Source organism: Ulvibacter sp. 2210JD10-4, assembly GCF_058148525.1.
In genome coordinates, this window is the sequence record NZ_JBYVJZ010000005.1 from 192,430 (window position 1) to 215,389 (window position 22,960).

21 protein-coding genes are annotated in these 22,960 nt (G+C 35.2%); 8 read left to right on the plus strand and 13 right to left on the minus strand.

The window, feature by feature from the left end:
- Positions 1-33: 33 nt before the first annotated feature.
- The 6 genes from mobB to ACY2RT_RS12750 all read right to left on the minus strand — a co-directional run bounded on the left by mobB (position 34) and on the right by ACY2RT_RS12750 (position 5,049).
- Positions 34-1,062: a MobB family relaxase gene (gene mobB, locus ACY2RT_RS12725; RefSeq protein ID WP_490156301.1), complete on the minus strand. Its 1,029-nt coding sequence runs from the start codon at positions 1,060-1,062 to the stop codon at positions 34-36.
- A 12-nt stretch (positions 1,063-1,074) separates the two neighbouring features.
- Positions 1,075-1,473 carry a BfmA/BtgA family mobilization protein gene (locus ACY2RT_RS12730; protein ID WP_378291994.1) on the minus strand — a complete coding sequence of 133 codons (399 nt, stop codon included), beginning with the start codon at positions 1,471-1,473 and terminating at the stop codon, positions 1,075-1,077.
- A gap of 389 nt (positions 1,474-1,862) precedes the next feature.
- Positions 1,863-2,060 (minus strand): hypothetical protein, encoded by a 198-nt coding sequence (locus tag ACY2RT_RS12735; RefSeq protein WP_490156302.1) that lies wholly within the window; start codon positions 2,058-2,060, stop codon positions 1,863-1,865.
- A gap of 10 nt (positions 2,061-2,070) precedes the next feature.
- Positions 2,071-2,520 (minus strand): JAB domain-containing protein, encoded by a 450-nt coding sequence (locus ACY2RT_RS12740; RefSeq protein ID WP_490156303.1) that lies wholly within the window; start codon positions 2,518-2,520, stop codon positions 2,071-2,073.
- Positions 2,521-2,594: 74 nt separating this feature from the next.
- Positions 2,595-2,948 (minus strand): single-stranded DNA-binding protein, encoded by a 354-nt coding sequence (locus ACY2RT_RS12745; protein WP_490156304.1) that lies wholly within the window; start codon positions 2,946-2,948, stop codon positions 2,595-2,597.
- 613 nt (positions 2,949-3,561) lie between these two features.
- Positions 3,562-5,049: a serine hydrolase domain-containing protein gene (locus ACY2RT_RS12750; protein WP_490156305.1), complete on the minus strand. Its 1,488-nt coding sequence runs from the start codon at positions 5,047-5,049 to the stop codon at positions 3,562-3,564.
- Between the two features lie 312 nt (positions 5,050-5,361).
- On the opposite strand from ACY2RT_RS12750, the gene ACY2RT_RS12755 reads away from it, so the two are divergent.
- The 3 genes from ACY2RT_RS12755 to ACY2RT_RS12765 all read left to right on the plus strand — a co-directional run bounded on the left by ACY2RT_RS12755 (position 5,362) and on the right by ACY2RT_RS12765 (position 7,190).
- The gene (locus ACY2RT_RS12755; protein WP_490156306.1) at positions 5,362-5,919 is read left to right on the plus strand and encodes a TetR/AcrR family transcriptional regulator; all 558 of its coding nucleotides are present in this window, start codon (positions 5,362-5,364) and stop codon (positions 5,917-5,919) included.
- 16 nt (positions 5,920-5,935) lie between these two features.
- Complete coding sequence (locus ACY2RT_RS12760) at positions 5,936-6,169, plus strand: hypothetical protein (protein WP_490156307.1); 234 nt, start codon at positions 5,936-5,938, stop codon at positions 6,167-6,169.
- A gap of 103 nt (positions 6,170-6,272) precedes the next feature.
- Positions 6,273-7,190 (plus strand): NAD(P)/FAD-dependent oxidoreductase, encoded by a 918-nt coding sequence (locus tag ACY2RT_RS12765; protein ID WP_490156308.1) that lies wholly within the window; start codon positions 6,273-6,275, stop codon positions 7,188-7,190.
- Between the two features lie 67 nt (positions 7,191-7,257).
- Here ACY2RT_RS12765 and ACY2RT_RS12770 read toward each other — a convergent pair whose 3' ends face one another.
- From ACY2RT_RS12770 to ACY2RT_RS12785, 4 genes are all read right to left on the minus strand, one after another.
- The gene (locus ACY2RT_RS12770; protein WP_490156309.1) at positions 7,258-8,061 is read right to left on the minus strand and encodes an alpha/beta fold hydrolase; all 804 of its coding nucleotides are present in this window, start codon (positions 8,059-8,061) and stop codon (positions 7,258-7,260) included.
- Positions 8,062-8,218: 157 nt separating this feature from the next.
- Positions 8,219-8,791 carry a TetR/AcrR family transcriptional regulator gene (locus ACY2RT_RS12775; protein ID WP_490156310.1) on the minus strand — a complete coding sequence of 191 codons (573 nt, stop codon included), beginning with the start codon at positions 8,789-8,791 and terminating at the stop codon, positions 8,219-8,221.
- A 193-nt stretch (positions 8,792-8,984) separates the two neighbouring features.
- Positions 8,985-9,398, minus strand: a complete 414-nt coding sequence (locus ACY2RT_RS12780; protein ID WP_490156311.1) for a hypothetical protein — start codon at positions 9,396-9,398, stop codon at positions 8,985-8,987.
- Positions 9,399-9,451: 53 nt separating this feature from the next.
- Complete coding sequence (locus ACY2RT_RS12785) at positions 9,452-10,852, minus strand: AraC family transcriptional regulator (protein ID WP_490156312.1); 1,401 nt, start codon at positions 10,850-10,852, stop codon at positions 9,452-9,454.
- 470 nt (positions 10,853-11,322) lie between these two features.
- Here ACY2RT_RS12785 and ACY2RT_RS12790 point away from each other — a divergent pair, with 470 nt between their 5' ends.
- The 4 genes from ACY2RT_RS12790 (at position 11,323) to ACY2RT_RS12805 (ending at position 16,447) form a co-directional block, all read left to right on the plus strand.
- Positions 11,323-11,706, plus strand: coding sequence for a BlaI/MecI/CopY family transcriptional regulator (locus ACY2RT_RS12790; RefSeq protein ID WP_490156313.1), 384 nt, complete (start codon positions 11,323-11,325; stop codon positions 11,704-11,706).
- Complete coding sequence (locus ACY2RT_RS12795) at positions 11,699-13,024, plus strand: peptidoglycan DD-metalloendopeptidase family protein (protein ID WP_490156314.1); 1,326 nt, start codon at positions 11,699-11,701, stop codon at positions 13,022-13,024. Before ACY2RT_RS12790 ends, ACY2RT_RS12795 begins: the two co-directional genes overlap by 8 nt.
- A 112-nt stretch (positions 13,025-13,136) precedes the next feature.
- Entirely contained in the window at positions 13,137-15,530 is a 2,394-nt protein-coding gene (locus ACY2RT_RS12800) for a TonB-dependent receptor (protein ID WP_490156315.1), read from the plus strand.
- 17 nt (positions 15,531-15,547) lie between these two features.
- Positions 15,548-16,447 carry a polysaccharide deacetylase family protein gene (locus tag ACY2RT_RS12805; protein ID WP_490156316.1) on the plus strand — a complete coding sequence of 300 codons (900 nt, stop codon included), beginning with the start codon at positions 15,548-15,550 and terminating at the stop codon, positions 16,445-16,447.
- Positions 16,448-16,661: 214 nt separating this feature from the next.
- Here ACY2RT_RS12805 and ACY2RT_RS12810 read toward each other — a convergent pair whose 3' ends face one another.
- Complete coding sequence (locus ACY2RT_RS12810) at positions 16,662-17,867, minus strand: serine hydrolase domain-containing protein (RefSeq protein WP_490156317.1); 1,206 nt, start codon at positions 17,865-17,867, stop codon at positions 16,662-16,664.
- A gap of 825 nt (positions 17,868-18,692) precedes the next feature.
- Here ACY2RT_RS12810 and ACY2RT_RS12815 point away from each other — a divergent pair.
- A complete protein-coding gene (locus tag ACY2RT_RS12815; RefSeq protein WP_490156318.1) occupies positions 18,693-20,090 on the plus strand; it encodes an endonuclease/exonuclease/phosphatase family protein in 1,398 nt (465 codons plus the stop codon).
- Positions 20,091-20,181: 91 nt separating this feature from the next.
- Here ACY2RT_RS12815 and ACY2RT_RS12820 read toward each other — a convergent pair whose 3' ends face one another.
- Both ACY2RT_RS12820 and ACY2RT_RS12825 read right to left on the minus strand, forming a co-directional pair.
- The gene (locus ACY2RT_RS12820) at positions 20,182-21,189 is read right to left on the minus strand and encodes a T9SS type A sorting domain-containing protein (protein ID WP_490156319.1); all 1,008 of its coding nucleotides are present in this window, start codon (positions 21,187-21,189) and stop codon (positions 20,182-20,184) included.
- A 235-nt stretch (positions 21,190-21,424) separates the two neighbouring features.
- Positions 21,425-22,810, minus strand: coding sequence for an MBL fold metallo-hydrolase (locus ACY2RT_RS12825; protein WP_490156320.1), 1,386 nt, complete (start codon positions 22,808-22,810; stop codon positions 21,425-21,427).
- Positions 22,811-22,960: the final 150 nt, after the last annotated feature.

Consider the following 22,960-nt stretch of genomic DNA (forward strand, 5'->3'; position numbering starts at 1 on the left):
ACATCGCTATGCAAAATACCCATCCTTCCATCACTATATCCCAATCGAGCCAGCCTTTATTGCTATATCCACACCTCGTTTCAAATACCGAATCGTCTTTAAGGCGAGTTGTACTTTATTCGTTGGAATACTCGCCATAGGCACACCTGCTTTCCCTAATATTTTAAAGGCAACTGCTTTTTCACTCGCTGGCAATCCAAGTAAGGTTGAGAAGTAGAGCTTCGGATTTTTAATGAAATCCTTTTTCGATTTGTAGGATTCGGCATAGTTACGTTTGTACCCAAATGTTGTGTCAAATGTTTGTTCCGCTTTCGCGAAAAATGAATCCCTATTAAATCCTCGCTTTACCATTTTACCATTCATCATTACTTCCGAAGCTTTGTATTTACTCCCTGGCGATAGACTTACAGAATTAGATATATCCTTTCGACTCACGATAATATGAATATGACTTTGGTTACCCGCTTTTTTCATTCCTTGAACAATACGCTTCCCATCCTGCTGATGTGGTGCTTCTTTTTCTAGTTTGCCAATTTTCAATTTCAATCGTTCAATATTTCCAGTTATTTCTCCCTGTTGAATTTTGCGCACCTCTTGTTTCAACTTTAGGATTTTAGTTGCAAAAGGTTGATTCTCTCGCACCTGTTTATCTGTTCCTTTAAAGGTGCGTTGATGTTCGATTTTGGCGTAATACTTTATGTCATCTACTGTTACTTTTCTACCGTTGATTTCACGATTAAAAGATGCAGCATAGTCTTTCATTATTGCTCTTGTATAGCGTTTTAAATCTTCTCGATTATTCTGCAGTTTTCGCAATTCGTATTTGCTAGGACTTACAGTTATTGAATAAAATTTTGGTTCTTTCTTTTTGAGTTTTGCGGTGTTACTATCAATATCTTTCACCACTTCTGCAGCTCCAATTCCATCACCATATTGATTGAAAAAATGTTCCATTTCTTCTTGTTCCAAACCTTGATTTTCTTTCTCCAGATAAGCAACAAAATCACCTGCACTTTGCGAATAATTAGCACCTATTTTTTGAGCTGTAATTGTGATATACATAGCTGTTTTATTTTACAATTCATTGTCTGTTTCTAGCTTTTCACGAAAGCGTATCGTGTTCTTTTCCTCTGGAATTTCTTTTTCCAAAAGCAGCTTTTTTTGTTCTGGTTTTGCCTGTTGAAATAGCGATTGTATCATCGCAACCGTAGGTTTGGTTTGATTCTTTTCGATGTCCTTCATAATGGCAATCACACCATTAATTCGTTTCTTGATTAAAGATTCTAGTGTCTGCATTTTTGGTCCTACCGACTCGTGTGGTGAGATGCCATTATCCTCAAAAAACTCAATCATTAACAACAAAGTCATCGATTGAGATAGCGACATTTTTTTACAGAATTGCCTAAATTTCTGCGCTACGGAAACCTTAATTCCCAGCTTTTCAAATCGTTCTTTTTCATAACCTCTATCCATTTTTCAGAAAAAATTGCTTGATTTTATTGGGCTGACGGCGTTTTTTCAGAAAAAACCGAGCTTAAAAATCAAAATTCAAAACAAGTAATGGCTCAAAAAGCCCTATTTATAAGGGTTTCGGAGAAAAGGAAAAAATGAAACATCGCGCTAGCGTGTTACCCTCTTGCTATTCCTTTTCGTCCCGCGCGCGGGACAAAAAACAAGTACCATTACATCCAAAAATGTAATGGCTTTTTATCTGCTTAAAAAGAAAGCTCTGTTTTTTAAGAAGTGAAAAATGGTATTTTAAAACAATTTCTAACGGATTGGAAATTTCATTGCGAATTTCAAAATGAAACAAAAAAAGACCCTTGAAATTTCAAAGGTCTGTTAGGTTAAAATAGTGCGTTCTAAATATTAAAAACGAAATTGTAAGAATATAAATTCCGCATCGCTTCCTGTTCCAAAAGTGCATCATAATTAATATGATTTTCTTGAGCATATCGTTTCAATTGATTTCCAAATTTCCTCTTAACATCTTCCTTGGAATCAGACAACAATTTTTGCTGTGTCTCATTATCTAGGTTTGTAAAATTTATATAGACCATAGCACAAAATTTAAAGTCTCCCACTATCGGCAAAGCTGTAATAATCGCCATCAGGTGCAAAGATTAAATGGTCTAATAATCGGATATCAAAAACCGATGCTGCTTTCTTGATTTTTTTAGTCAATTTTATATCCGCTTCACTCGGTTCTAACTTTCCGCTTGGATGGTTATGTGCTAATATCAAACCCACTGAAAGCGATTTTAAAACCGTTGCAAAAAGGATGCGCATATCTACCAAAGTTCCTGCAATTCCGCCTTGCGAAATTTGGCAAATACCCTTCACTTTATTACTATTATTTAAGAGCACAATTTTAAACGTCTCTTGTAATTGCATTGTGCTTTTATCCCAATGTTCAAATAGGACTTCCGCAGCTTGTTCCGAGGTAGATACTTGTACCCAATTTTTGGATTTGATACCACCCTCGTAACTTATTTTTATTTCATTAACTTTGTTCTTCATTGTAATTTTCTTTAAGATTATAAATGAAAAAGAGGGCGCATCTTTCCACAGGAACGCCCTCTTTATCTTTTTAACTACTCGGCATTTTCTTCGCCCTTAATACCTAATAACAAGATTTCGTTTGCTACCACTTCAGTAACATATCGTTTTTCTCCTGCCTCGGTTTCGTAACTTCTTGAAGTTAATTTACCTTCAATAGCTACCTCTTTTCCTTTACCGACATACTTCTCGATAATTTCAGCAATCTTACCCCAAGCCACGATATTATGCCATTGGGTGTTTTGCACTTTCTCCCCGTTAGAATTTTTATAGGTTTCATTGGTAGCCATTGAAAAGTTAGCCACTTTTTTACCACTTTCTAAGGTTTTAACTTCGGGTTCGTTTCCTACGTTTCCGATTAACTGTACTTTGTTTTTTAGCGTACTCATAATAAAAGATTTAAAGATTAATATTTGTTTGAATTATTGATTTACTTATTATATCCAGAGCGTTTTCCTTTTGCTGTTTTTTTAACTTTTGTTCCGCTTCCTTTTTGATGTTTTTGTAAGATTTCATAAGATTCATTTTAGATTTACTTCCCATAGAGCCGTCACTGTTACCTTTTTTTGTTACTTGGTGGCGTTCAATATTCAAGCTTGGTAAGACGTATAAAAAAGAGCGAGGTACGAGCCTGGTTTATGCCGTCGTCCAAGAGTGAATGTTGTTATTTTGCTGTCAAAAAAAGGGATAGCGGTGATGGCTTAGGATGCGGGTCTAAACTTCTTGAGAAATACAAAAGCATCGGAAGTGGAACAAAATACATATGAAATTTTCCTTGGTAAAAGCGGACTTAATTCACAATTTTGGCTCGGGAATGTAGTGTTCCTTCCCAGAGCATCGGAAAGGGTTAACGGAATGGAAAGTCGAAATTGGGGATTGTGTCCAAGACTTATGTCGTGAAGCTCTTTTCCCAGAATGTAGCTTTTCGCGGAATGAAAGGGAACGTGCTGAGCGGATTCCACTATTGAATAGTTATTTTAATAGGATTCTACGGGTGAGTAATTAGTTTCCTATTTCCACTATCATCTTTTTGGAATTTACATTCTCAGGTTCTAATTCTAATGACTTTTTATAGCTTATTAAAGCAGCTTCTGTTTGTCCTTTTTTAAATAGAGCATCACCTAAACCACTATGAGATTTTCCTGAAGGAAATTTGGCAACCATAAGCTTATAAACTAGAATGGATTTATCCACTTGATTTTCACTTAAAATTCGAGTCCCTAAAAACTCTAAGACTTCCTCAGATTTTATCGGTAGTTCAGAAATCAAGAGTTTAAGTATTTTCACTGCAGATTTTTCTTGATTTTGTTCAAATAATTTATATGATAAACGGGCCAATTCCCATTGGTCAGAAAAGTTGTAGGTTTCAAAAGAATCCTCTTTTAACTGTTTATAGAGCGTAATTCCTTTATCGACATCGTCATATGTTATTTCTCTAATAGTCATATATACAGACTTTTGTGGAATTTTATAATCTTCGTTTTTTAATATATTAGAAATAGCCCCTCTTATCTCGTCAATCTTCAAGCTTTTACTGTTTGTCATTAAAATAATCATTGTTTTTTCTTGCAGATTGTAATGTACAATTGATTCATAATTTATAGAAGAACCGTGATGCGTATAAATCATCAATTTTCCGTTTTCAAAACCGCTGTTTCCGAGTGCGGATTGACTTTCCTCTGAATACGCTTCAAATAGTTGATTCAATGATTCCTTAGAAATCAATTTATATGACATCAGCGCATTTGACCACTTGGACAAATCATCTATTGAAGGGCAGACAGAGCCTGACATTTTCAATTCTAATTTTTCATCGTTTACATAGTTACTATTGAATGCTCTTACAAAATTTGGATTATCATACTGATGGTCAATCACAGAACTATTCATTTCAAGAGGGCGGAAAATATTTTCCTTCACGAACATATTGAAAGTTTTACCAGTAAGCTTTTCTATAATTCGCTTTTGTAAAAAATTATTATTGTTGCTGTATAAATATCCGTTTCCAGGTTCAAATTCCAATGATTTCAGATTTCTTAAATCTTCAAAGACATCTTTATCACTATGCACATTTTGCCAATCTACCGATGGTAATCCGCTACTATACTTTAAAAGGTGTTTCACACTAACGTCCTCTGACCAATCGGGTAGACCTAAGTCAAATTTAGATAGCTTATCACCTAAATCAAGCAGGCCTTTTTCCTTTAACATCATTATACCTACTGCGCTAAATTCTTTAGATATAGAACCAATGTCAAATATTGAAGCTTTGTTGAGATGATGGGCCTTGCTGCCATCTGTGAAACCTTTTTCGGTACGGTAAATAATAGTATCCCCTTTGACAACCAAAGCATTGCCGTTAAAAATCCCCCTCTTATGACAAATTTCAATTAATGAATCAATTTTGGTAGTATAACTATTTTGAGACGATAGTTGTACGGTAAATAAAATTAAAAGGGCCAGGATAGAATTAAACGCGGTTTTATGCATATAGTATTATGTGTTTATGTTAAGACGAAAGACACTTTGGTTTGTTACATAAAAGAAGCTCTACTTTTATGGGTCTACTTATTTCTTGTTTTGGCTCGGGAATAAAGTGTCCTTTTCCATAACATCGTGAAGGGTTAACGGAATGGAAAGCTAAAATTGGGGATTGCGTTCAAGATTTGTTTTGTGAAGCTCTTTTCCCAAAATGTAGCTTTTCGCGGAATGTAGAGGAATGTGCTGAGTGGGTTATGAAGAAATTCCAAAACATGTCACATATTTGTGACATATTGAAAAAAAGTATTAACTTTGCCCTATATGTTACTAGAAACTAAAGACCGTATTATCAAATCAGCTATTGAAGTTTTCAATCAGGACTTTTCTGCACCGTTACAAAAGGTAGCAGATAATGCCAAGATTACGCGACGAACCTTGCATCGCTATTTTAAGGATAGGGAAGCGCTTGTCACAACCTGTGAGCGTGAGATGGAAGTAAGTTGTAAGAAAGCAATGATAACTGCCATTGAAAGTTCTAACGAGCCATTGATTCAACTGGAAAATATGCTGTACGCTGGTATTGATTGTGGTGCAAAGTATTCGTTTTTCTACAAACTTCATCAGCGAGATGGTCATAACCACAATAAGAATAATAAAGATTGTGCTGACTACGACTTTATATTTAACAGTTTTTCGAACATAGTTAAGAACTTACAGGAAAGCAATGTTATCAATAAACAGATGACGGTTCAGTGGATTCAAAATTTACACGCTGGAATTATTAATAGTACTGTAAACATAAATGAAACCAGAAAATCATCAAAATCCAATATCAAAAATTTTGCTTGGAATTCATTTATTAAAGGTATAGCACCTTAAAAAAATTTAAAACTAAATGTCTCAATTTTGTGACATATTTAAAAATTATGAAACGACAATGATTGAAACTTTAGAAGAAAACGTAAAAAGTTGTTCTATAAATCCAATGGATTTAAAACACTTAAAAATAGAAGTCCTAAATTCCAAATATACCGTGGTACTTACAGATTTAAATGGTAATAGAATTTTAAAAGGTTATGGGGATTCTATCGAAGAAGCCATTAATGATTTACACCATAGCTTAATCTGAAAACAAAATGGGAAACCGAAGAAAATTTATAAAACAAAGCTTATTTACGTCAGCGGTAGTAATGCTACCCTTGCCGCTATCTGCTTTTAAAAAATTTGATATTATGACAAAAGAAACAAAATTTGATGTACTCATTATAGGCGGTAGTTATGCAGGCCTTTCTGCTGCAATGGCTTTAGGAAGGTCACTTAGAAACGTCCTTATCATCGATGCAGGAAATCCTTGCAACGAGCAGACCCCACATTCCCATAACTTTATTACGCAAGATGGCGCTACCCCCGCATCTATTTCAGCTAAAGCAAAAGAACAGGTTTTGGAATATCCAACGGTACAATTTTTAAAGGATTTAGCAGTACAAGGAAAAAAAATAGAAAATGGTTTTGAAATTACAACGCAATCCGGTCAATCTTTTCGGGGTAGAAAACTTGTCTTTGCTACTGGTATAAAGGATATTCTACCCCAAATAGATGGTTTTGCCGAATGCTGGGGAATCACTGCAGTACATTGTCCTTATTGCCACGGCTATGAAGTACGGAAGGTAAAAACAGGTATCCTCTCAAATGGGGACGGTGCTTTTGAAACAGCAAAGTTGATTTCAAACTGGACAGACGAACTGTCCATTTACACCAATGGAAAATCAGAATTGAATAAGGACCAAGTTAATGAACTCAGCAAAAAAAATATCGTTGTAATTGAAAAGCCAATCGCTTCTATTGAGCATACAGAAGGTCATATTGAAAAACTAAAGTTCAAGGATGGCACCGCGGAAAGCCTAAACGCTCTTTATGCACGAGTGCCATTTGAGCAGCATTCTGCTATACCCTCAACATTGGGATGTCAACTCAACGAGCAAGGATATATCGAAGTGGATATGTTCCAAAAAACATCGGTTCCTGGTGTGTTCGCCTGTGGGGACAACACTACTTTGATACGTTCGGTCGCCCAAGCGGTATATGCTGGAAATCTTTCGGGTGGTGTTTCTAATATGGAAATGATACAGGAAGATTGGACAAGTTCTTAACATCTACCTGCCTTGGGAAACTGAATTTAATTATAAAATCTCAAGAATGGAACTAAAACGAAATAATCTAAATATTACTCTTTATTATTTCTCCAATTAGCTTTCCAAGTAATGTATTTAATATTAAGGGATGCTCTAACATCGGGTAGTGGCAAGTACCTGCCATAGTGTGCAATTCATAATTATCACCAAGATGTTTTTTAAGACTTTCTTCGTTGGTAGGTGCATAATTCACGTGAATGGAATATAACCTTAATTCTAGCCCCTTTAAGAGTTCTGCTTCGCGCTTTGGATAACTAAAACCATACTCAAGTAAGGGAATGCCTATTTCGGGATTCATTTCTTTATAATCCGTCAATAATCTTGACACAATTTCTGGGTCCGTTGCTTCGGTTAACAATGCTTGTTTAGCGAATTGCTGGCATGTATTCTCAAAGTCCGCATTCAAGCCTTGTACCAATTGGTCAATGACCACTTGAGGCAATTCCATCCCTACGTTCTTCATATGGTCGATTTCAATCAAACCAATAATATTGGTATCATTCACGGCAACGGTCTCGAGCATTACGTCCGAACCAAAAGAGTGTCCTATGATTATTACATTTTGTAATGCCAACTCTTGAATAAATTTGCCAATGTCGTTTCCAAATCTCGGGCCTGTCCAATCCTCAATATTATGAGTCGATTTTCCGTGACCTGGTAAATCGATTGCTATAACACGGTAGCTTTTTGAGAAATAAGATAATTGCGCGTCCCAATATTCCTTATTAATGAATGCGCCGTGAAGAAATAATAATGTTGTATTTCCTTTCTCATTGTCAAAATACGCTAGGCTTTCGCCATTGATATCAATTTTCTTTGTTTTGTCCATAGTGAAATTATTTTTTTGATGTTCGTGAGTTTTTGATTTTGAAATTTGTGCATAGGATTTTATAAAAATTATGGGGATTATTAGGTTCAGCACGATTATTTTCAATTTTATAATCTATCATTTTATGAATATATATTCATTTTATAGTTAAATTTTTTTATTTCTTAATGGCATTCCAGCATAGAGAGAACGATTCATCAATGGATTTTTCAGTGAGCTGTCCGCTACAATCGTTAACTATATGGGTCGAAAAACTTCTTACAAAGCCGATTATCAATGTAATGAGCATATCGCTGTCAATATCCTTAATCAAATTTTCTGACTTCCCTTGTTCTAATATCTGTTTCAAGTAATTCTTGAACCTAATATCTATTTGTTTATTGGACTCTGATATGTATGGTGAAATGACAAATTGTTCTAAAAAAATTATTCTAAGATTGTTATCAACCAGACGCTCTAGGGCAATTTTCCACATCTTATACAGCTGAATATTTATTGCAAGATGGCTAATATCATTGATAATGGCAGGGGCACTTTCTTTCTGTAACTTGAAACATAAAGCGTTCAGCAGTTCTTCTTTATTTTCAAAATAGATGTAAAGTGTACCAGTAGCTAATGATGCTTCCTTAGCAATATTAGACATTTTCAAACCTGCAATTCCAACTTTTCCAGTAAGTCTAAGGGTTGCATCAAAAATTTGATTCAAACGTTTTGTTTTGGTGTCAGACATAAATCGAATATATGAATAAATATTCATATATTGAAATTTATCTATAAATTCATGTGATTTATCACCAACAAATCGTTGTAAGCAAAACTCAGATTAAGGGTATTGTAGAATGTGAATTTTATAGTTGACCTTGTGTCTGATAGACTACTAACTGGCTGTTGGTACTATAATTATTAAGAGAAGATTTTAATTATTAAAATGGGGCATTCTCATTTACTTTGGATAACAACCATTTGATATCATCTACTAGAATATCATTAATATCAATAAATTTAATTCGCTTGGCGTGTTTACCTTTACCACTAAACTTCAATCTTTCGTGATTAATTTCATCTACGTGATGCACATAAAGCATACAAGATTCATCACTGCCTTCCTGAATTCCACATAACACATTATTCTTTCCATTTCTTGAATAAAGCACCAATTTCACTTTTGCCCCACCTACAATGTTTTCTTCGATATTATTGAAATGGGACTCAATGATGCTCTTTAATTTGATTCCCATTTCTTTGGCTTTAGTACTTTTGAATAGCTGATTGAAATTTTCCATTTTAGTTACTGATTTATTTTTAAATACTTCACAAGGTTCTATATATAGTGTCATAGTTATCTATGGACAGTTTCGCACTGCCCATTTGTTTTGTGATAGTTTTTACATTATTTAAATATATCTATAATTCCTTTTACAAACTTCATTGATTCCTTTTCAATTTGATGAGTTAAGCTTCTTTTGTTCCTAAAATCAGGCTCTTCAACAATTTTTTGGTCTATAATCGATAAACTGTTATCTATTGATCCTGCCAAATGATACTTATTCCAATCACTATCTTTAAAAATCTTCCAATACTTTTTTCGTATGCTTTTGTTCTGGCCTGATAGGCAAATTGAAAAAGACAATTCTTTGTGATTTAAGATAATAACAAATTTCAATTTCTGTTTTTTTAATTCCGCTGTTGTTAAAGAGAAATAAGAAAAATCAGGGTTTCCTTGATAAACGCTCCCTAGTTTAAAATAAGAATCATATTCTTTATCAAAAAATGTTTTTAATTCTTTCATGTAGTTTATCAATTCATGATAGTCCAGGTCGTTTTCGCAGTGTTTAGGTTGTACTTTATGCTCTGAAAAGTTCACAGTATTGATTTTTCCAAGTTTAATGCTTTCTGTTTTTTTTAATGGAATACAAATGTCTATTATGAGTTTTTGTTCGGGATGCGTCTTGTGGTCATTATGATATGCTTCAAAATAATCTCCATGTCTAAATTCATAACCATTTTCAATAACCCAAATGCACATACTTTTCCACGCTTTTGAAATTTCTACTGCTTTTATTTCAAAGCATCCAATAACATAAATACCTTTTCTGATATTTATTTGTCTTATTTCTCCATCTGTATTTATGTTTTTGCTAATCGTAACACAGGTACTGAATCTTAACTTTGAGGTTTGAGTGACATTAGGATTGTCATGATAAATAGTTATTGCTTTGAAATTTGAAGTATCCAATACTTTTTTTTGATGTCCCCATTCCATCAATCTTTGAAACATTTCACCAGCATTATCAACTTCTCCAATATGAGATATACTGGCAAGTCTAATTTCTGGCTGTTCTTTTATCTTGATTTGAGCTTTCATTTCAGTCCATTGTTTAATGTTATCAATGGAACAAAGGTATTTTTCAGATGAAAAAGGTTCTATACCAATCTTGCTAAGTAATTCTTTACCTTCAGATTTGAATTTGGTTGGGCTAATACCATAATATTTCTTAAACGCTCTTGAAAAAGAATTACCACTATTAAAACCGTATTGATACGCTAAGTCTTTTAGATAAGAATTTGGTTTAACCAGTAATATTGAGGCTATTCGTTCAATTCGTTTTCTAGTAACGAATTGGTTTAATCTTTCGTCCACTACTGTTAAAAATACTCTATGGAAGTGATAAGGTGAATAATTGGCTTTCTGAGATAAATATTCGAGTGATAAATCAGTATCCAGATTTTTTTCAATTAAATCTAATACTAAATTTATCAGCTTGAGATATTCTCGCCTTGATTCATTCACTTTATTTCAGTTTTTCAAATGCCACACAACGGTTTGTACATAATCAGTAACGTAAGAGACTAAGATAATAAAAAAGGGTAGACGTAATAGGATGACCATAGATGCCATAGCAAAAATATTGGCCAAAGATTTCGGTAGTGATGTAACTTGCCGATGCGAATAGGAAATGCCCTAAAAAAAATTGCCGAAAGGTATTCGGATGACACTATTGATTTTTAACTTTCCTTTGGGCGCGTTGTCCGCTCAAATAAATACATTATCCAATCCAAAAACTTCGAATGCCAAAACTTATTACTTACAATATAATATTATAGAAATATAAGGAATAGGCTAGATTACTTAATCAAAAACCAAATACTAACATAATCAAAGACATTTTTTATAGGTTCTAAAAATGTGTTATGACTATAAAAATAGTAATATGACTATATTTATAGTCATAAATTCAAAATAAATGATATATTTGCCCTATGAAAGAATTGACAAAAGCCGAAGAACAAGTAATGCAATATGTTTGGAAACTTGAAAAAGCTTTTCTAAAAGATATTGTTGAACAGTTTCCAGAACCCAAACCTGCCTATACAACTATATCAACAGTAGTAAGGGTCTTGGTAAGAAAAGAGTTCTTAAAATATGAGTCCTTTGGTAAGATAAGACAATACCACGCTACTATTTCAAAAGAGGCGTATTTCAAAAAACATATGAAAGAGGTCATAGGAAACTTCTTCAATGGTTCAACAGGTAAATTCGCTTTATTTTTTGCCAATAACGAAGACTTAAACCTTACAGAACTTGAACAAATGAAGGGTATGCTTGAAAACAAAATATCCGAACTAAAAGATAAGAATGACTAATATATTACCATATATCATACAAGTAACGATAGTATTTGCAACGCTATATGCTCTGTATGGTTTGTTCCTGAGTAGGTTGACATTTCATACTATAAATAGAGCTGTTTTGCTCTTAATATTGCCTGTTTCTATACTCATTCCGTTTTCATCGGAATTATTTCCTACTGAGGCATTTAGAATTATTGAGGTTCCTTATTTTGAACCTATCTCATTTGAAATTGTAGGCAATTCAGAACCGAATCTCGAACAATCTTTGTCAAGTTCAACCATAAGTTTTTCGGCGTTTCTATTAACTATTTACTGGTCTATATGTGCTGTGTTTTTACTACGGATTGTAATGACAATGATAAACACATATCGCTTGAAGCAAAGGGCTACATTGCAAAAACTGGATGGACATCAAATTATACTTGCAGATGTTTCCGAAATCTTTTCTTATTTCAAATGGATTTTTATTCCCAAACATAAATTTGAACACCTTGACCAACAAATTTTGGAACACGAAAAAATTCATATTCAATTAAAGCATTCGTGGGATGTACTTCTCACCGAAGTATACATCGCATTCTTTTGGTTTAATCCTTTGGTCTATCCATACAGAAAATCTTTAAAATCTGTACACGAATATCAAGCTGACCAAGGCGTATTACGAAATGGACTAAAAACTTCTGAATATATGCAACTCTTGCTTGAAAGTCTTGCTGTACAAAAACCAAATATCTCATATCATTACTTTAATCAACCTACATTAAAAAAACGAGTTACTATGATGACAAAACCAAAATCGAATAACATTACCAAACTCACATACCTTTTATTACTTCCGCTAAGTGTATTGTTGATTTCCGCATTTAAAGGACCAACCATTCAAGACAGTACTTATCTCAATATAGAAGTTGTTTCGCAGGTTGTAAGTTCGCCACCTTCATTGTTTCCTGTACAGAATACAACAAAGAAAGATATCACGGCATTCTTTGGAAAAAAGGGGAAGCACCCTAAGTTAAATAAAAATGTTCGGCACACAGGAATCGATATTAGAGCAAATTTGGGAACACCAGTAATTGCAACCGCAGATGGTGTCATTACAAAGGCGAACAACGAGGGCGATTGGGGAAATTTAATCATCATTGCACATCCCGATGGCTATGAAACTTGGTATGCGCATTTACAAGGTTTTAATATCGAGAGAAATCGAGAGGTCAAAAGGGGTGAAATCATCGGATATGTAGGCAATACTGGTCGTTCTACCAGACCACATTTACACTATGAAGTCAAACATAATGGGAAGCAAGTGAATCCTCTGGACTATTTAGAATAGTGAATTTCACTTTCGTGAAAGCGAAACCCAAAGTTTAATTTTTAAATATCATCATTTTGTATCCGATATCCTCGGACAGGACTTTCTTTTCTAATTTCTACCTATTTTTTAAATGAAATCAATATGCTTTTTCTTCTTTTTTCTATCGGGCAGTTGCAGTTTGTTTTGTCAAAACATCACAGTTTCAGGAACGATTAAAAATCAAGAACAAGAAGCAGTGCCATACGCCAATGTTATTTTTAAAGCTGTGGAAAATCCCGAGAAAATCTATGGAACCTTGGCGGATGAGAATGGCAATTTTTCCATTGACCTGCCTAAGCAAATCTACCATCTAGAAATATCGATAGTAGGATTGCCACCTACGCGTTCACTATTGGATGTAAGCAATTCTGAAAATCAAAAAAACCTTGGGGACATCATTATTAATAACAATGTATCCCTTGATGAAGTTGTGGTGACCTCTGATGCTTCCAATTATATAATCGAATTGGACAAAAAAGTATATAATGTTTCAAAAGACCTTTCGGTCACTGGTGGAAGTTTAATCGATGTGATGCAAAATGTTCCTTCCGTTCAGGTAGAAGTAGATGGGCAAGTGACCATTAGAGGTAATGGTAGTATCCGTATCTTAATTGATGGACGCATTAGTGGACTTACAGATACCGCATCTTTGCTAAGAACCATTCCAGCAGCATCTATTGAGAAAGTGGAAGTAATAACAAACCCGTCATCAAAGTACAGTGCCGAAGGTTCTGGTGGTATTATCAATATAGTTCTGAAAAAAGGCAAGAAAAAAAGAATGAGTGCCAGCTTCGAAGCTTTTTCGGGTGTACGTATCAACTCAGGGTTGAATATCAATATCAACCGTGCAGATGACAAGTATTCGTGGTATATTAATACTGGAACAGGATATTCAGAACCTAAAGCGACCAGTTCATTAGCCCTGAACAATTTTGAATCTTTTCCTTCGGAAAGCTTTCAGACTTCAGAAAAAATTCTAGAACAATTGTATGTTCTGAACAATATTGGTGGTACGTACAAATTCAATGACAAGCATTCTGTTTCGGCAGACATTACGTATCGCTTCGCCGATTTGAATACTATGCATTTGATTAGGTACGACGACTTTGAGAACAATAACTTAGCTGTATCATCAGAACGTCTGGATTCAGAAGCATTCAAAAACAATTTCTTTCAAGTGACTGGCGAATACAAAATCGCATTAAATGACAAAGGCTCTGAACTTAAGCTGAGTGCACTCACACAATCCTCTATTGAAGATGGAAATTCAGAAATTCTGGATGAGACTATATTTCCTGAACCATCAATTAATGCCAATGATTTTATAAAAAATGACGTCAACGATAAGCGCTTTACTGTCGCTGCGGATTATGTACAAATCTTAAGAAACAAAGTACAACTGGAATTTGGCGGAAGAAGCAGGTTCACGAATATTGATAATGATTATAGTGTTGAGCGATTAGTTGATAATGCGTTAGAGACTATTCCTGAATTTACCGATGACACCAATTACAGCGAAAACATAACCGCATTTTATGCGCAATTTGCCAAAGGGTTTGACAAATTGAAATTTCAGTTGGGTCTGCGAACGGAAATGACCACCATCGATATATTTTCTAATTTTAATACTGAAAAGGTATCACGTAGCTATACCGATATCTTCCCATCTGGATTCATTGACTATCAATTTAATGAGGATAATGGCATCCGATTTTCCCTATCACGCCGAATCCAAAGACCAAACAGAAATGCATTGGTACCCTTTTCCTCTTTCAGCGACGCCAGAAACATATTTGTAGGGAATCCCGAAGTGAATCCCGCCTATGTTATTCTTGCTGAATTGGGCTACGAATCTAAACTGAGTAACAAATTTTCAATGACCCCAGCCCTATTTTTAAGAAGTACTGAGCAGGCGATGGACTTTTTTATCCAAAAAGAAAATATTACCATCAATGGAAATCCAGAGGAAGTCTTTGTGACTAGAACCGTAAATATCGGTACTGACGAAACCATTGGGTTTGAGTTAGGTTTTAGGTACAAACCTTTACAGTGGTTCAGTTTGTACAATGAAGTTATTTTTAGTCACTACAATCAAAGCGGAAGTTATGAGAACACAGTTTTTGATGCCAATGGTTTTGCTTTAAGTGGTCGATTACACTTCGATTTTAAAATTTCGGATTCTTTTAAATTTCAATTTCAAAACAGGTTTAGAGGTGCAGATAATCGAGGTCAGCTATCCAGAAAAGCACTATATCGATTGGATTTTGGAATGAGTAAAAGTTTGTTCAACGATAATGCTTCACTTGCGTTAAATTTTAAGGATATCTTTGATAGCTGGGAATGGAATATAAGGACAAAAGGTGAGAATTTCTCACAGGAAATCGTTTCTCAAGTTCGAGTACCGCAACTAAATATATCGTTTATCTATCGATGGAACCAAAAGCGTTATCAAGGTAAAAAAGGACAGCAATACGATAGACGATGATATTAAAACCAGATAAAATGAAACAGCTTATAACCACACTACTATTTTTAATTTCTATACAATTGTTTAGTCAGTCAAAGGTGAGTTTTACCTTTGACGATGGCGCATTGGGTAACCGCCCCAACTATACCTTTGAAGAGTGGAACGGCATGCTTTTGCAAAAACTTGAAGATGCCAATGTCGAGGCGATGTTTTTTGTAAAAGGACAAGGCAAAACTACCGAAAAAGGAAAACAGCTGCTAAAAAGCTGGGATGATAAAGGCCATAAAATCGCCAATCATACCTGGACACATCCCAATTTTAATAATGAATTGGTAACCTTAGAAGATTTCAAAGAAGAATTAATGAGGACTGATTCCATTATAAAACCCTATTCCAACTATACTAAATTATTTAGATTTCCCTACCTAAAAGAAGGAAATATAGAAGAGAAAATAAATGGCTTCCGTAAATTTTTGGAAAATCAAGAATATAGAAATGGATACGTGACTATTGATGCCTCAGATTGGTACATCGATAGTAGGTTACTAAAAAGGCTACGGAAAAACCCGGATGCAGATATTAGTGATTTTAGAGATTACTACCTACAGCATATTTGGGAACGTGCTCAATTTTATGAGAAGTTATCTTTAGAATTAAATGGTAGAAACATTAGCCATACACTGTTGCTACACCATAATTTAGCAGCAGCCTTATTTATTGATGACCTCATACAGATGTTTGAAAATAAGGGATGGGAAATAGTCCCAGCATCAAAAGCCTATGAAGATACAATCTATAGTCAAGTTCCCACCTATGCAGGTGAGAGCCTAATATATGCACTTGCCAAGGATTCTGGAAAATATGAAAGCATCCTGCGTTATCCAGCAGAAGATAGTCGGTATGAGAAAGAGAAGATGGATATGTTGGGGTTGTAATTTGCTTTTGATTTGATTACCTCATTTATAAGTAACAGAAATACTTAAAAATTAAGTTTATTTTTTATGAGACGTTATTCAAAATTTTGGCTCGAGAATGTAGTAGTCTTCGTAAGAGTATATGTCATGATTTAAAGAATGAAAAGGTGAAATTGGGAATTCTAAAACGGAATCAGCTGCAAACTATTATATTTTTGTTGTATCGAGTTGTTCGTTAATGAATAGCCATTTTGTAATAATCAGATAAGACTTTTTCTACTTCATAAATCAATAAATATCCATTATCGCCATTTGTCATTATAATAATAGCATCTCCCATATTTACAAATGCAGTATAATTTGATTTGAACCCTGCGTTACTTCCACCGTGTTTAAAAATGAGATTATCTCTCGAGCCTATCATTATTGGGCCAAGTCCCCAATAATCATCAGATTCATCTTTAAGGGAAGGTGGTAACGCCTCGTTTAAAGGTACATTATATGGATTGGAAAACATTTCATTCACCATTTCTTTTGAAAAAAGACCGTTTTGCTTACCGTTATATATATTTTGCATTTCGATACAGTATTTGGCTAAATCAATTGGTGTCGTCCAAAGTCCTGCCGCTGCTTTTGACGGAAATACTTGCCATTTCCCTTCAATCATTACGCCATCAACAGCATATCCATTAGAAACATTTTTACGAAATTTTTCTGGCAACGGTTGCTCATAAGTACTCATATTCATACCAAGTGGTATGAAAATTTCTTTTTGCATAAAATTCTCAAAGGATTGGTTTGTTACATCTTCAATAACCTTTTGTGCAATAGTATAACCACCACCTGAGTAACTCCAATTAATGGTCGGCTTATTCTCAACCACAACTTTTTCTATGTTTCCTTTTCCACTTATTAATTCTTCCGTTGTTGGTAATTTATCATCTTCTTGATAGCCTTCAATACCACCAACATTTAACCCAGCAGTATGAGAAAGGATGGCTCTCAATGTTACTTTAGTGTCTTTTGTAAATTTATTTTCAGGTATTTTATAGCCTTTGAGATATTTATTTACATCTTCGTCCAAATCGACCAGGCCTTGGTCAGCCAGTTTTAATATTCCCAAAGCGGCAATTGGCTTACTTATGGAACCTGCTTGGAACAAAGTTAGGGTATCGACCTCTTTTTTGTTTTCTAAATCACAAATTCCATAAGCTTGGTTCCAAACTAATTTTCCGTTTTTGACAACTGATATGTTGATGCCAGGAATTTTGTAATATTCCATTCGTTCGTATAATTTATAATCGCCAAATTTATCGGATATGGGGTTTGATTGAATATACTCTGAGTCGCTTAAATGAGATAACTCAGAAGATTTTTTTGAGTTATTGCACGAAGTTAATCCTAACAGGAAAAGTGATACTAGTAAAAAGATTTGTTTCATATTCTTGGTTGACAAAATCATCTCTGGCTTGTTTTACAATCAGTAAATATAACCTTATCTCAGTACTTAGATTATAAAAATTAAAGGTTATTTTTTTAACTAAGAGAGGTAGTCTCTATGCACAGTTTTTCTAGACAAGGCAGGTAGTAAGCAGGGCTAAAGTGAAGCGTTCCTTCTCACAGCATTCAGAAGTATTAACGAAATGGAAAGCTAAAATTTGGGATTGTGTTCAAGACTTGTGTCATGAAGTTCCTTTCCTGAAATTGGGCTTTTGTGCAATTTAAGGGAATTGGTTGAGTGGGTTATGAAAGCTTAATTTTATAAGAAAGTAATGAATAAATTTCAAATTATATCATTTAGTATTAATTGTCACTAAAAAGAATGTTATAAAGAAAACAATAAGATGTTTGCCCAAGGAATAAAAAAGCCCTCACATTTCTATGAAGGCTTACATTTAGAGGGAACAAGACTCAAGCCAACGACAATCGTGCTAATTGCTTAAGAATATATTTAATACTCAAAAACTTAAGGTTCTGAGGCCAGGTGCGTAATTCGGTGCGTATTAAAATATCATTCTCCATTGACCGCTGTAAACACTTGTTTTTCAAAATTATGGATAGTTCCTCTTTCTCCGCAGCTAAACTCCCCAACACCTTAATTTACAGGTGATTGGGGATTTTTATTTATTATTTGGCCTAAGGACTATTGTTGGAAATTTTCTTAGCCCTCTCCCTAATTTTTTAATAAAGCATATTGTTTCATACCATACTTATGGTTTGCAAACTATTAATAGTATCGTTTACTAACTTATTAAAACATTAAATTATGCCATTTTACACAAAACTAAAAATCAGAAAATGGGACAGTGCGGTCATGAAAGCTAAAAAACTGCGCGTGGCATCAAGAATACAGAAACTTCAAGCTGTTATAAAAAAACACATTGATGAATCCAAAACTAATTCTGATGACCGAAAATCAGTTAGAATTGCTACCTGGAACATTAGAGACTTTGGAGCAGGTAAGTATAGAGGAAGAGGTTTTGAAGCTCTTTATTATATCGCCGAGATCATTTCTCATTTTGATATTGTAGCACTCCAGGAAGTACGGTCCGATCTTAGAGAGTTTTTAAACCTCAAAAAAATACTTGGCCCGGACTGGTCCTATATTGCTACCGATGTAACGGATGGAAATGTCGGTAACGGGGAACGTATGGTGTTTCTTTACAATCGCAGGAAAGTACAGTTTGACCATATTGTGGGAGAATTAACTCTCAAAGAAGAAGGTAAAATTAAAGCTGCGTTTGGAGAACGTATTAAATTGGAACAAGGGATACAGGTGCAACTTCCTGATAGTGCATCAACACTTTCAGGCACCTATAAAGCAAGGTTAAAGACTTCAAAAAACGGCACTAAAAAACTTGCAGCAGACCTTGAGATTCCATTACCGGAAAAAACAAATATTGAACTTCCTGAAGGAGCCAGTCTGGTTGTTGTAAAAAATACTGAGGTAACAAGTCCTGACCGGGGCAAAGCAACGGTGTCTATTCCAAAGACCATTAACGGAGAGAAATACCGCTTACGTTTCCCTGAAAATTCATTTGACGATTCCCTTCGACAGTTTGCCCGGACTCCTTTTCTTATCTCTTTCCAATCCGGATGGCTGAAAATAAATCTTTGTACAGTACATATATATTATGGCGATGCCACTGATAAAAAAAAATTGGAACAGCGACGCAGTGAGATAGAGCAGCTAACAGCTGCATTGGCAGATAAGGCAAAAGGTGAATTTAAAAACGATTCTGAATCTTTTCTGGGAGTTTTGGGTGATTTCAATATCATTGGTAAGGACCATCCTACTATGGAAGCTCTGGAATCCAATGATTTTGTTATTCCTGAAGAACTAAAATCCATTCCTGGTTCGAATGTATCAAGAACCATGGCGTATGACCAGATTGCTTTCTGGGAACCGCCGTCACGAATTACTGAATATGCCTGCCTGGATATCCAAGGTGCCAATATCTTCGACTTCTTTGAACATGTTTTTACACTTGATGATGAAGCGCTATTTAGAAAGGAATCTCCTGGTAACGGTTTAAAACCTACTTCTAAATATAGCACCTGGCGTACCTACAAAATGTCCGATCATTTACCAATGTGGATCGAATTACGGACTGACTTCAGCGATGAATACCTTGAAAAAATTAAATCGACTGATATATCTTAACTTTTACGTATACTCTTGTGGCAAACCACAAGAAAAAAGCCCACTCGAAAGTGGGCTTTGCATTTATATCAATCTAACAACATATGGTTCTTTATTTCTTCAGAAATTTTTTAGAACCTATAACAGTAGTACCATCCATAATACTTAGCTGATAAACACCAGATCTAAATGCAGTAATATCAATTGTATCATTAGCCAGCCTTAAAGCATCCTGCGAAATTGTACGTCCTAACATATCCGTAATTGCTATAGTATAATCAGCCAGATTAAACCCGTCAACCGCAATACTCAATCTATCAGTTGCAGGATTAGGATAGATAGCAAAACTAGTCACATCAAAATCATTTACTCCAAGCGGTGCAGAAGGTAATTCTAATAATGCTCCACCTAAAGGGCTTGCTGCAAACAATCCAAAAGCTGGCCCATTAGAATTTTGAGAAGGATCAAGAAACCCAGAAGCTACAACAACCAACGCAGCGCCATCCAGCGTTAGAGTTGCTAAAGGAGCAGAAAAAGCAGCTACTCCTGTTGCTCCGGTTTCATCCCGTATTTCCAGTACATAGTCATCGGTAGGTAATTCCAAATACCCCTGATATTCTGTATATGAAATATCATCGACAATAGTACCTGCTCCAACACCTGTTTCAACAACATCTACCGTAGGAGCATCTGTTGAACCGTGGTGCACCAATACATCAACATTAGCAGGGTCTAAAGCCGCTTCGCGCCCCATTGCATAGATCTGAAGACCAAGTGGCGGTGCAGGGTCATAGCCTGTCGGACTTACAATACCGTCTGCTATCACAATATAGGTTTCGTTTTCTGTTAATGTAACAGGCACTGTTAATAGTGCATCAGCAACGCTGGTACTATTTCCCGGAGCAATAGACAATTCTATTTCAACACCGGCAGGAAGGTCAAGAAAAGCAGTAGCAGTACGAAAAGCAAAGTTGTCTATTGCATTTGCTGCATCTACATAAACATCTACCTCTGCAGCAGCTGCGTCTGCAGAGTTGTGTATCACTTGTACACGTGCGGTTTGAGAAAAAGCAGTAGCCGAGATTAAAGCTACTGCAAGAATTTGTAATAAGTTTTTCATAATATACTTTTTTAGGTTAACATTCAGCTATGAAACAACTGAAACCTTTGTTTTCCTAAAAACTATTTTTGTTTTAGTATAATTTTAACAATTAAAGCAACGAAAAATATCCCTGCTCTGTCATTGTTTGACAGAGTTTTCTATTCTTGCAATGGGGAGTTCGAAAAGCGTACAGACCTATTACAAATAGATCGTACTACATCATAAAAAGATAAGTTCAGGAAAAAGTATGTAGTTAAGCAACTACGGGAATACCAGCTTCCTTAATAGCCTTAAATCCTCCTGCAATATCAACTACATTATGGATGCCTCGGCTTTTTAAAATTGAGGCTGCAATTACAGAACGATAGCCTCCGGCACAATGTATGAAGAAGGTTTTATCATCAGGGTAATCATCTAAATGATCATTTATAAAGCTGAGTGGTGTGTGTACTGCTTCGGGAATATGAGCTGTTTTAAATTCACCATCGTTACGAACATCAAAAACGGGAGCGTCTTGCCCCACTCTATTCTTTAGCGTTTCAGCAGAAACAGATTCCATTGTATCTATTTCTTTTCCGGAAGCCTTCCATGCTTCAATTCCACCTTCAAGATAGCCCAATGTATTGTCAAAACCTACTCTGGAAAGGCGGGTAACAGCTTCTTCTTCTTTTCCTGTAGGAGCTACCAATAAGATCGGTTGTTGCACATCTGCGATTAATGTACCTACCCAAGGGGCAAAACCGCCTTGTAGTCCAATGAAAATAGAACGGGGAATATGCCCTTTGATAAAATCACTCTGGTGACGTACGTCCAATACAATAGCGCCACTACTATTTGCTAATTGTTCAAACGCTTCGGGAGATAATTTATGAGTTCCTCTTGAAAGTACCTCGTCAATATCGTCATACCCTTCTCTATTCATCTTCACATTTAATGGAAAATATACAGGTGGTGGTAACAATCCCTCGGTAACCTCTTTAATAAATTCTTCTTTAGACATATCTGCCCGCAGTGCATAATTCATTTTCTTTTGGTTGCCCAAAGTATCTACCGTTTCTTTCATCATATTCTTTCCACAAGCAGAACCGGCTCCGTGAGCAGGATATACAACAACAGTATCTGCTAAAGGCATGATCTTAAGACGAAGACTATCGTATAGAATCCCTGCAAGGTCTTCCTGTGTAACCTCATTGGCCTTTTGAGCTAGATCAGGCCTTCCAACATCTCCCAAAAATAAGGTGTCGCCACTAAAAATAGCGTGGTCATTACCTTGTTCATCTTTCAAGAGATAAGTTGTACTCTCCATAGTATGTCCGGGTGTATGCAATACAACAATTTTTAATTTTCCAATGGTAAACTCTTGTCCATCTTCGGCAATGATAGCTTCAAAAGAAGGGTTTGCATTAGGACCATATATTATAGGAGCTCCGGTTTCTTTGGAGAGTGTTACGTGTCCACTCACAAAGTCCGCATGAAAATGTGTTTCAAAAATATACTTGATGTTTGCCTTGTCACGTTCAGCGCGTTCCAGGTAGGGTTTAGTTTCTCTAAGAGGGTCTATAATTGCAGCCTCTCCTTCACTCTCAATATAATAAGCCCCTTGTGCCAGGCATCCTGTATAAATTTGTTCGATGTTCATAAATTTTGAATTTTGCACAAAGATAGTAATTGTTAGACTTCAAAAAATTAACCTTTTACAAATGTTGCATCATTTTTCACATAATTTTCACATATCCCCTTTGAAGTTCTTGTATATTTAACGAAATCAATTTTCCACATAACTATTCTA

Excerpts from the sequence above, each read along its gene's own strand:
- mobB (WP_490156301.1), bottom strand. The coding sequence starts at position 1,062 with ATGTATATCACAATTACAGCTCAAAAAATAGGTGCTAATTATTCGCAA.
- ACY2RT_RS12730 (WP_378291994.1), bottom strand. The coding sequence starts at position 1,473 with ATGGATAGAGGTTATGAAAAAGAACGATTTGAAAAGCTGGGAATTAAG.
- ACY2RT_RS12735 (WP_490156302.1), bottom strand. The coding sequence starts at position 2,060 with ATGGTCTATATAAATTTTACAAACCTAGATAATGAGACACAGCAAAAA.
- ACY2RT_RS12740 (WP_490156303.1), bottom strand. The coding sequence starts at position 2,520 with ATGAAGAACAAAGTTAATGAAATAAAAATAAGTTACGAGGGTGGTATC.
- ACY2RT_RS12745 (WP_490156304.1), bottom strand. The coding sequence starts at position 2,948 with ATGAGTACGCTAAAAAACAAAGTACAGTTAATCGGAAACGTAGGAAAC.
- ACY2RT_RS12750 (WP_490156305.1), bottom strand. The coding sequence starts at position 5,049 with ATGCATAAAACCGCGTTTAATTCTATCCTGGCCCTTTTAATTTTATTT.
- ACY2RT_RS12755 (WP_490156306.1), top strand. The coding sequence starts at position 5,362 with ATGTTACTAGAAACTAAAGACCGTATTATCAAATCAGCTATTGAAGTT.
- ACY2RT_RS12760 (WP_490156307.1), top strand. The coding sequence starts at position 5,936 with ATGTCTCAATTTTGTGACATATTTAAAAATTATGAAACGACAATGATT.
- ACY2RT_RS12765 (WP_490156308.1), top strand. The coding sequence starts at position 6,273 with ATGACAAAAGAAACAAAATTTGATGTACTCATTATAGGCGGTAGTTAT.
- ACY2RT_RS12770 (WP_490156309.1), bottom strand. The coding sequence starts at position 8,061 with ATGGACAAAACAAAGAAAATTGATATCAATGGCGAAAGCCTAGCGTAT.
- ACY2RT_RS12775 (WP_490156310.1), bottom strand. The coding sequence starts at position 8,791 with ATGTCTGACACCAAAACAAAACGTTTGAATCAAATTTTTGATGCAACC.
- ACY2RT_RS12780 (WP_490156311.1), bottom strand. The coding sequence starts at position 9,398 with ATGACACTATATATAGAACCTTGTGAAGTATTTAAAAATAAATCAGTA.
- ACY2RT_RS12790 (WP_490156313.1), top strand. The coding sequence starts at position 11,323 with ATGAAAGAATTGACAAAAGCCGAAGAACAAGTAATGCAATATGTTTGG.
- ACY2RT_RS12795 (WP_490156314.1), top strand. The coding sequence starts at position 11,699 with ATGACTAATATATTACCATATATCATACAAGTAACGATAGTATTTGCA.
- ACY2RT_RS12800 (WP_490156315.1), top strand. The coding sequence starts at position 13,137 with ATGAAATCAATATGCTTTTTCTTCTTTTTTCTATCGGGCAGTTGCAGT.
- ACY2RT_RS12805 (WP_490156316.1), top strand. The coding sequence starts at position 15,548 with ATGAAACAGCTTATAACCACACTACTATTTTTAATTTCTATACAATTG.
- ACY2RT_RS12810 (WP_490156317.1), bottom strand. The coding sequence starts at position 17,867 with ATGAAACAAATCTTTTTACTAGTATCACTTTTCCTGTTAGGATTAACT.
- ACY2RT_RS12815 (WP_490156318.1), top strand. The coding sequence starts at position 18,693 with ATGCCATTTTACACAAAACTAAAAATCAGAAAATGGGACAGTGCGGTC.
- ACY2RT_RS12820 (WP_490156319.1), bottom strand. The coding sequence starts at position 21,189 with ATGAAAAACTTATTACAAATTCTTGCAGTAGCTTTAATCTCGGCTACT.
- ACY2RT_RS12825 (WP_490156320.1), bottom strand. The coding sequence starts at position 22,810 with ATGAACATCGAACAAATTTATACAGGATGCCTGGCACAAGGGGCTTAT.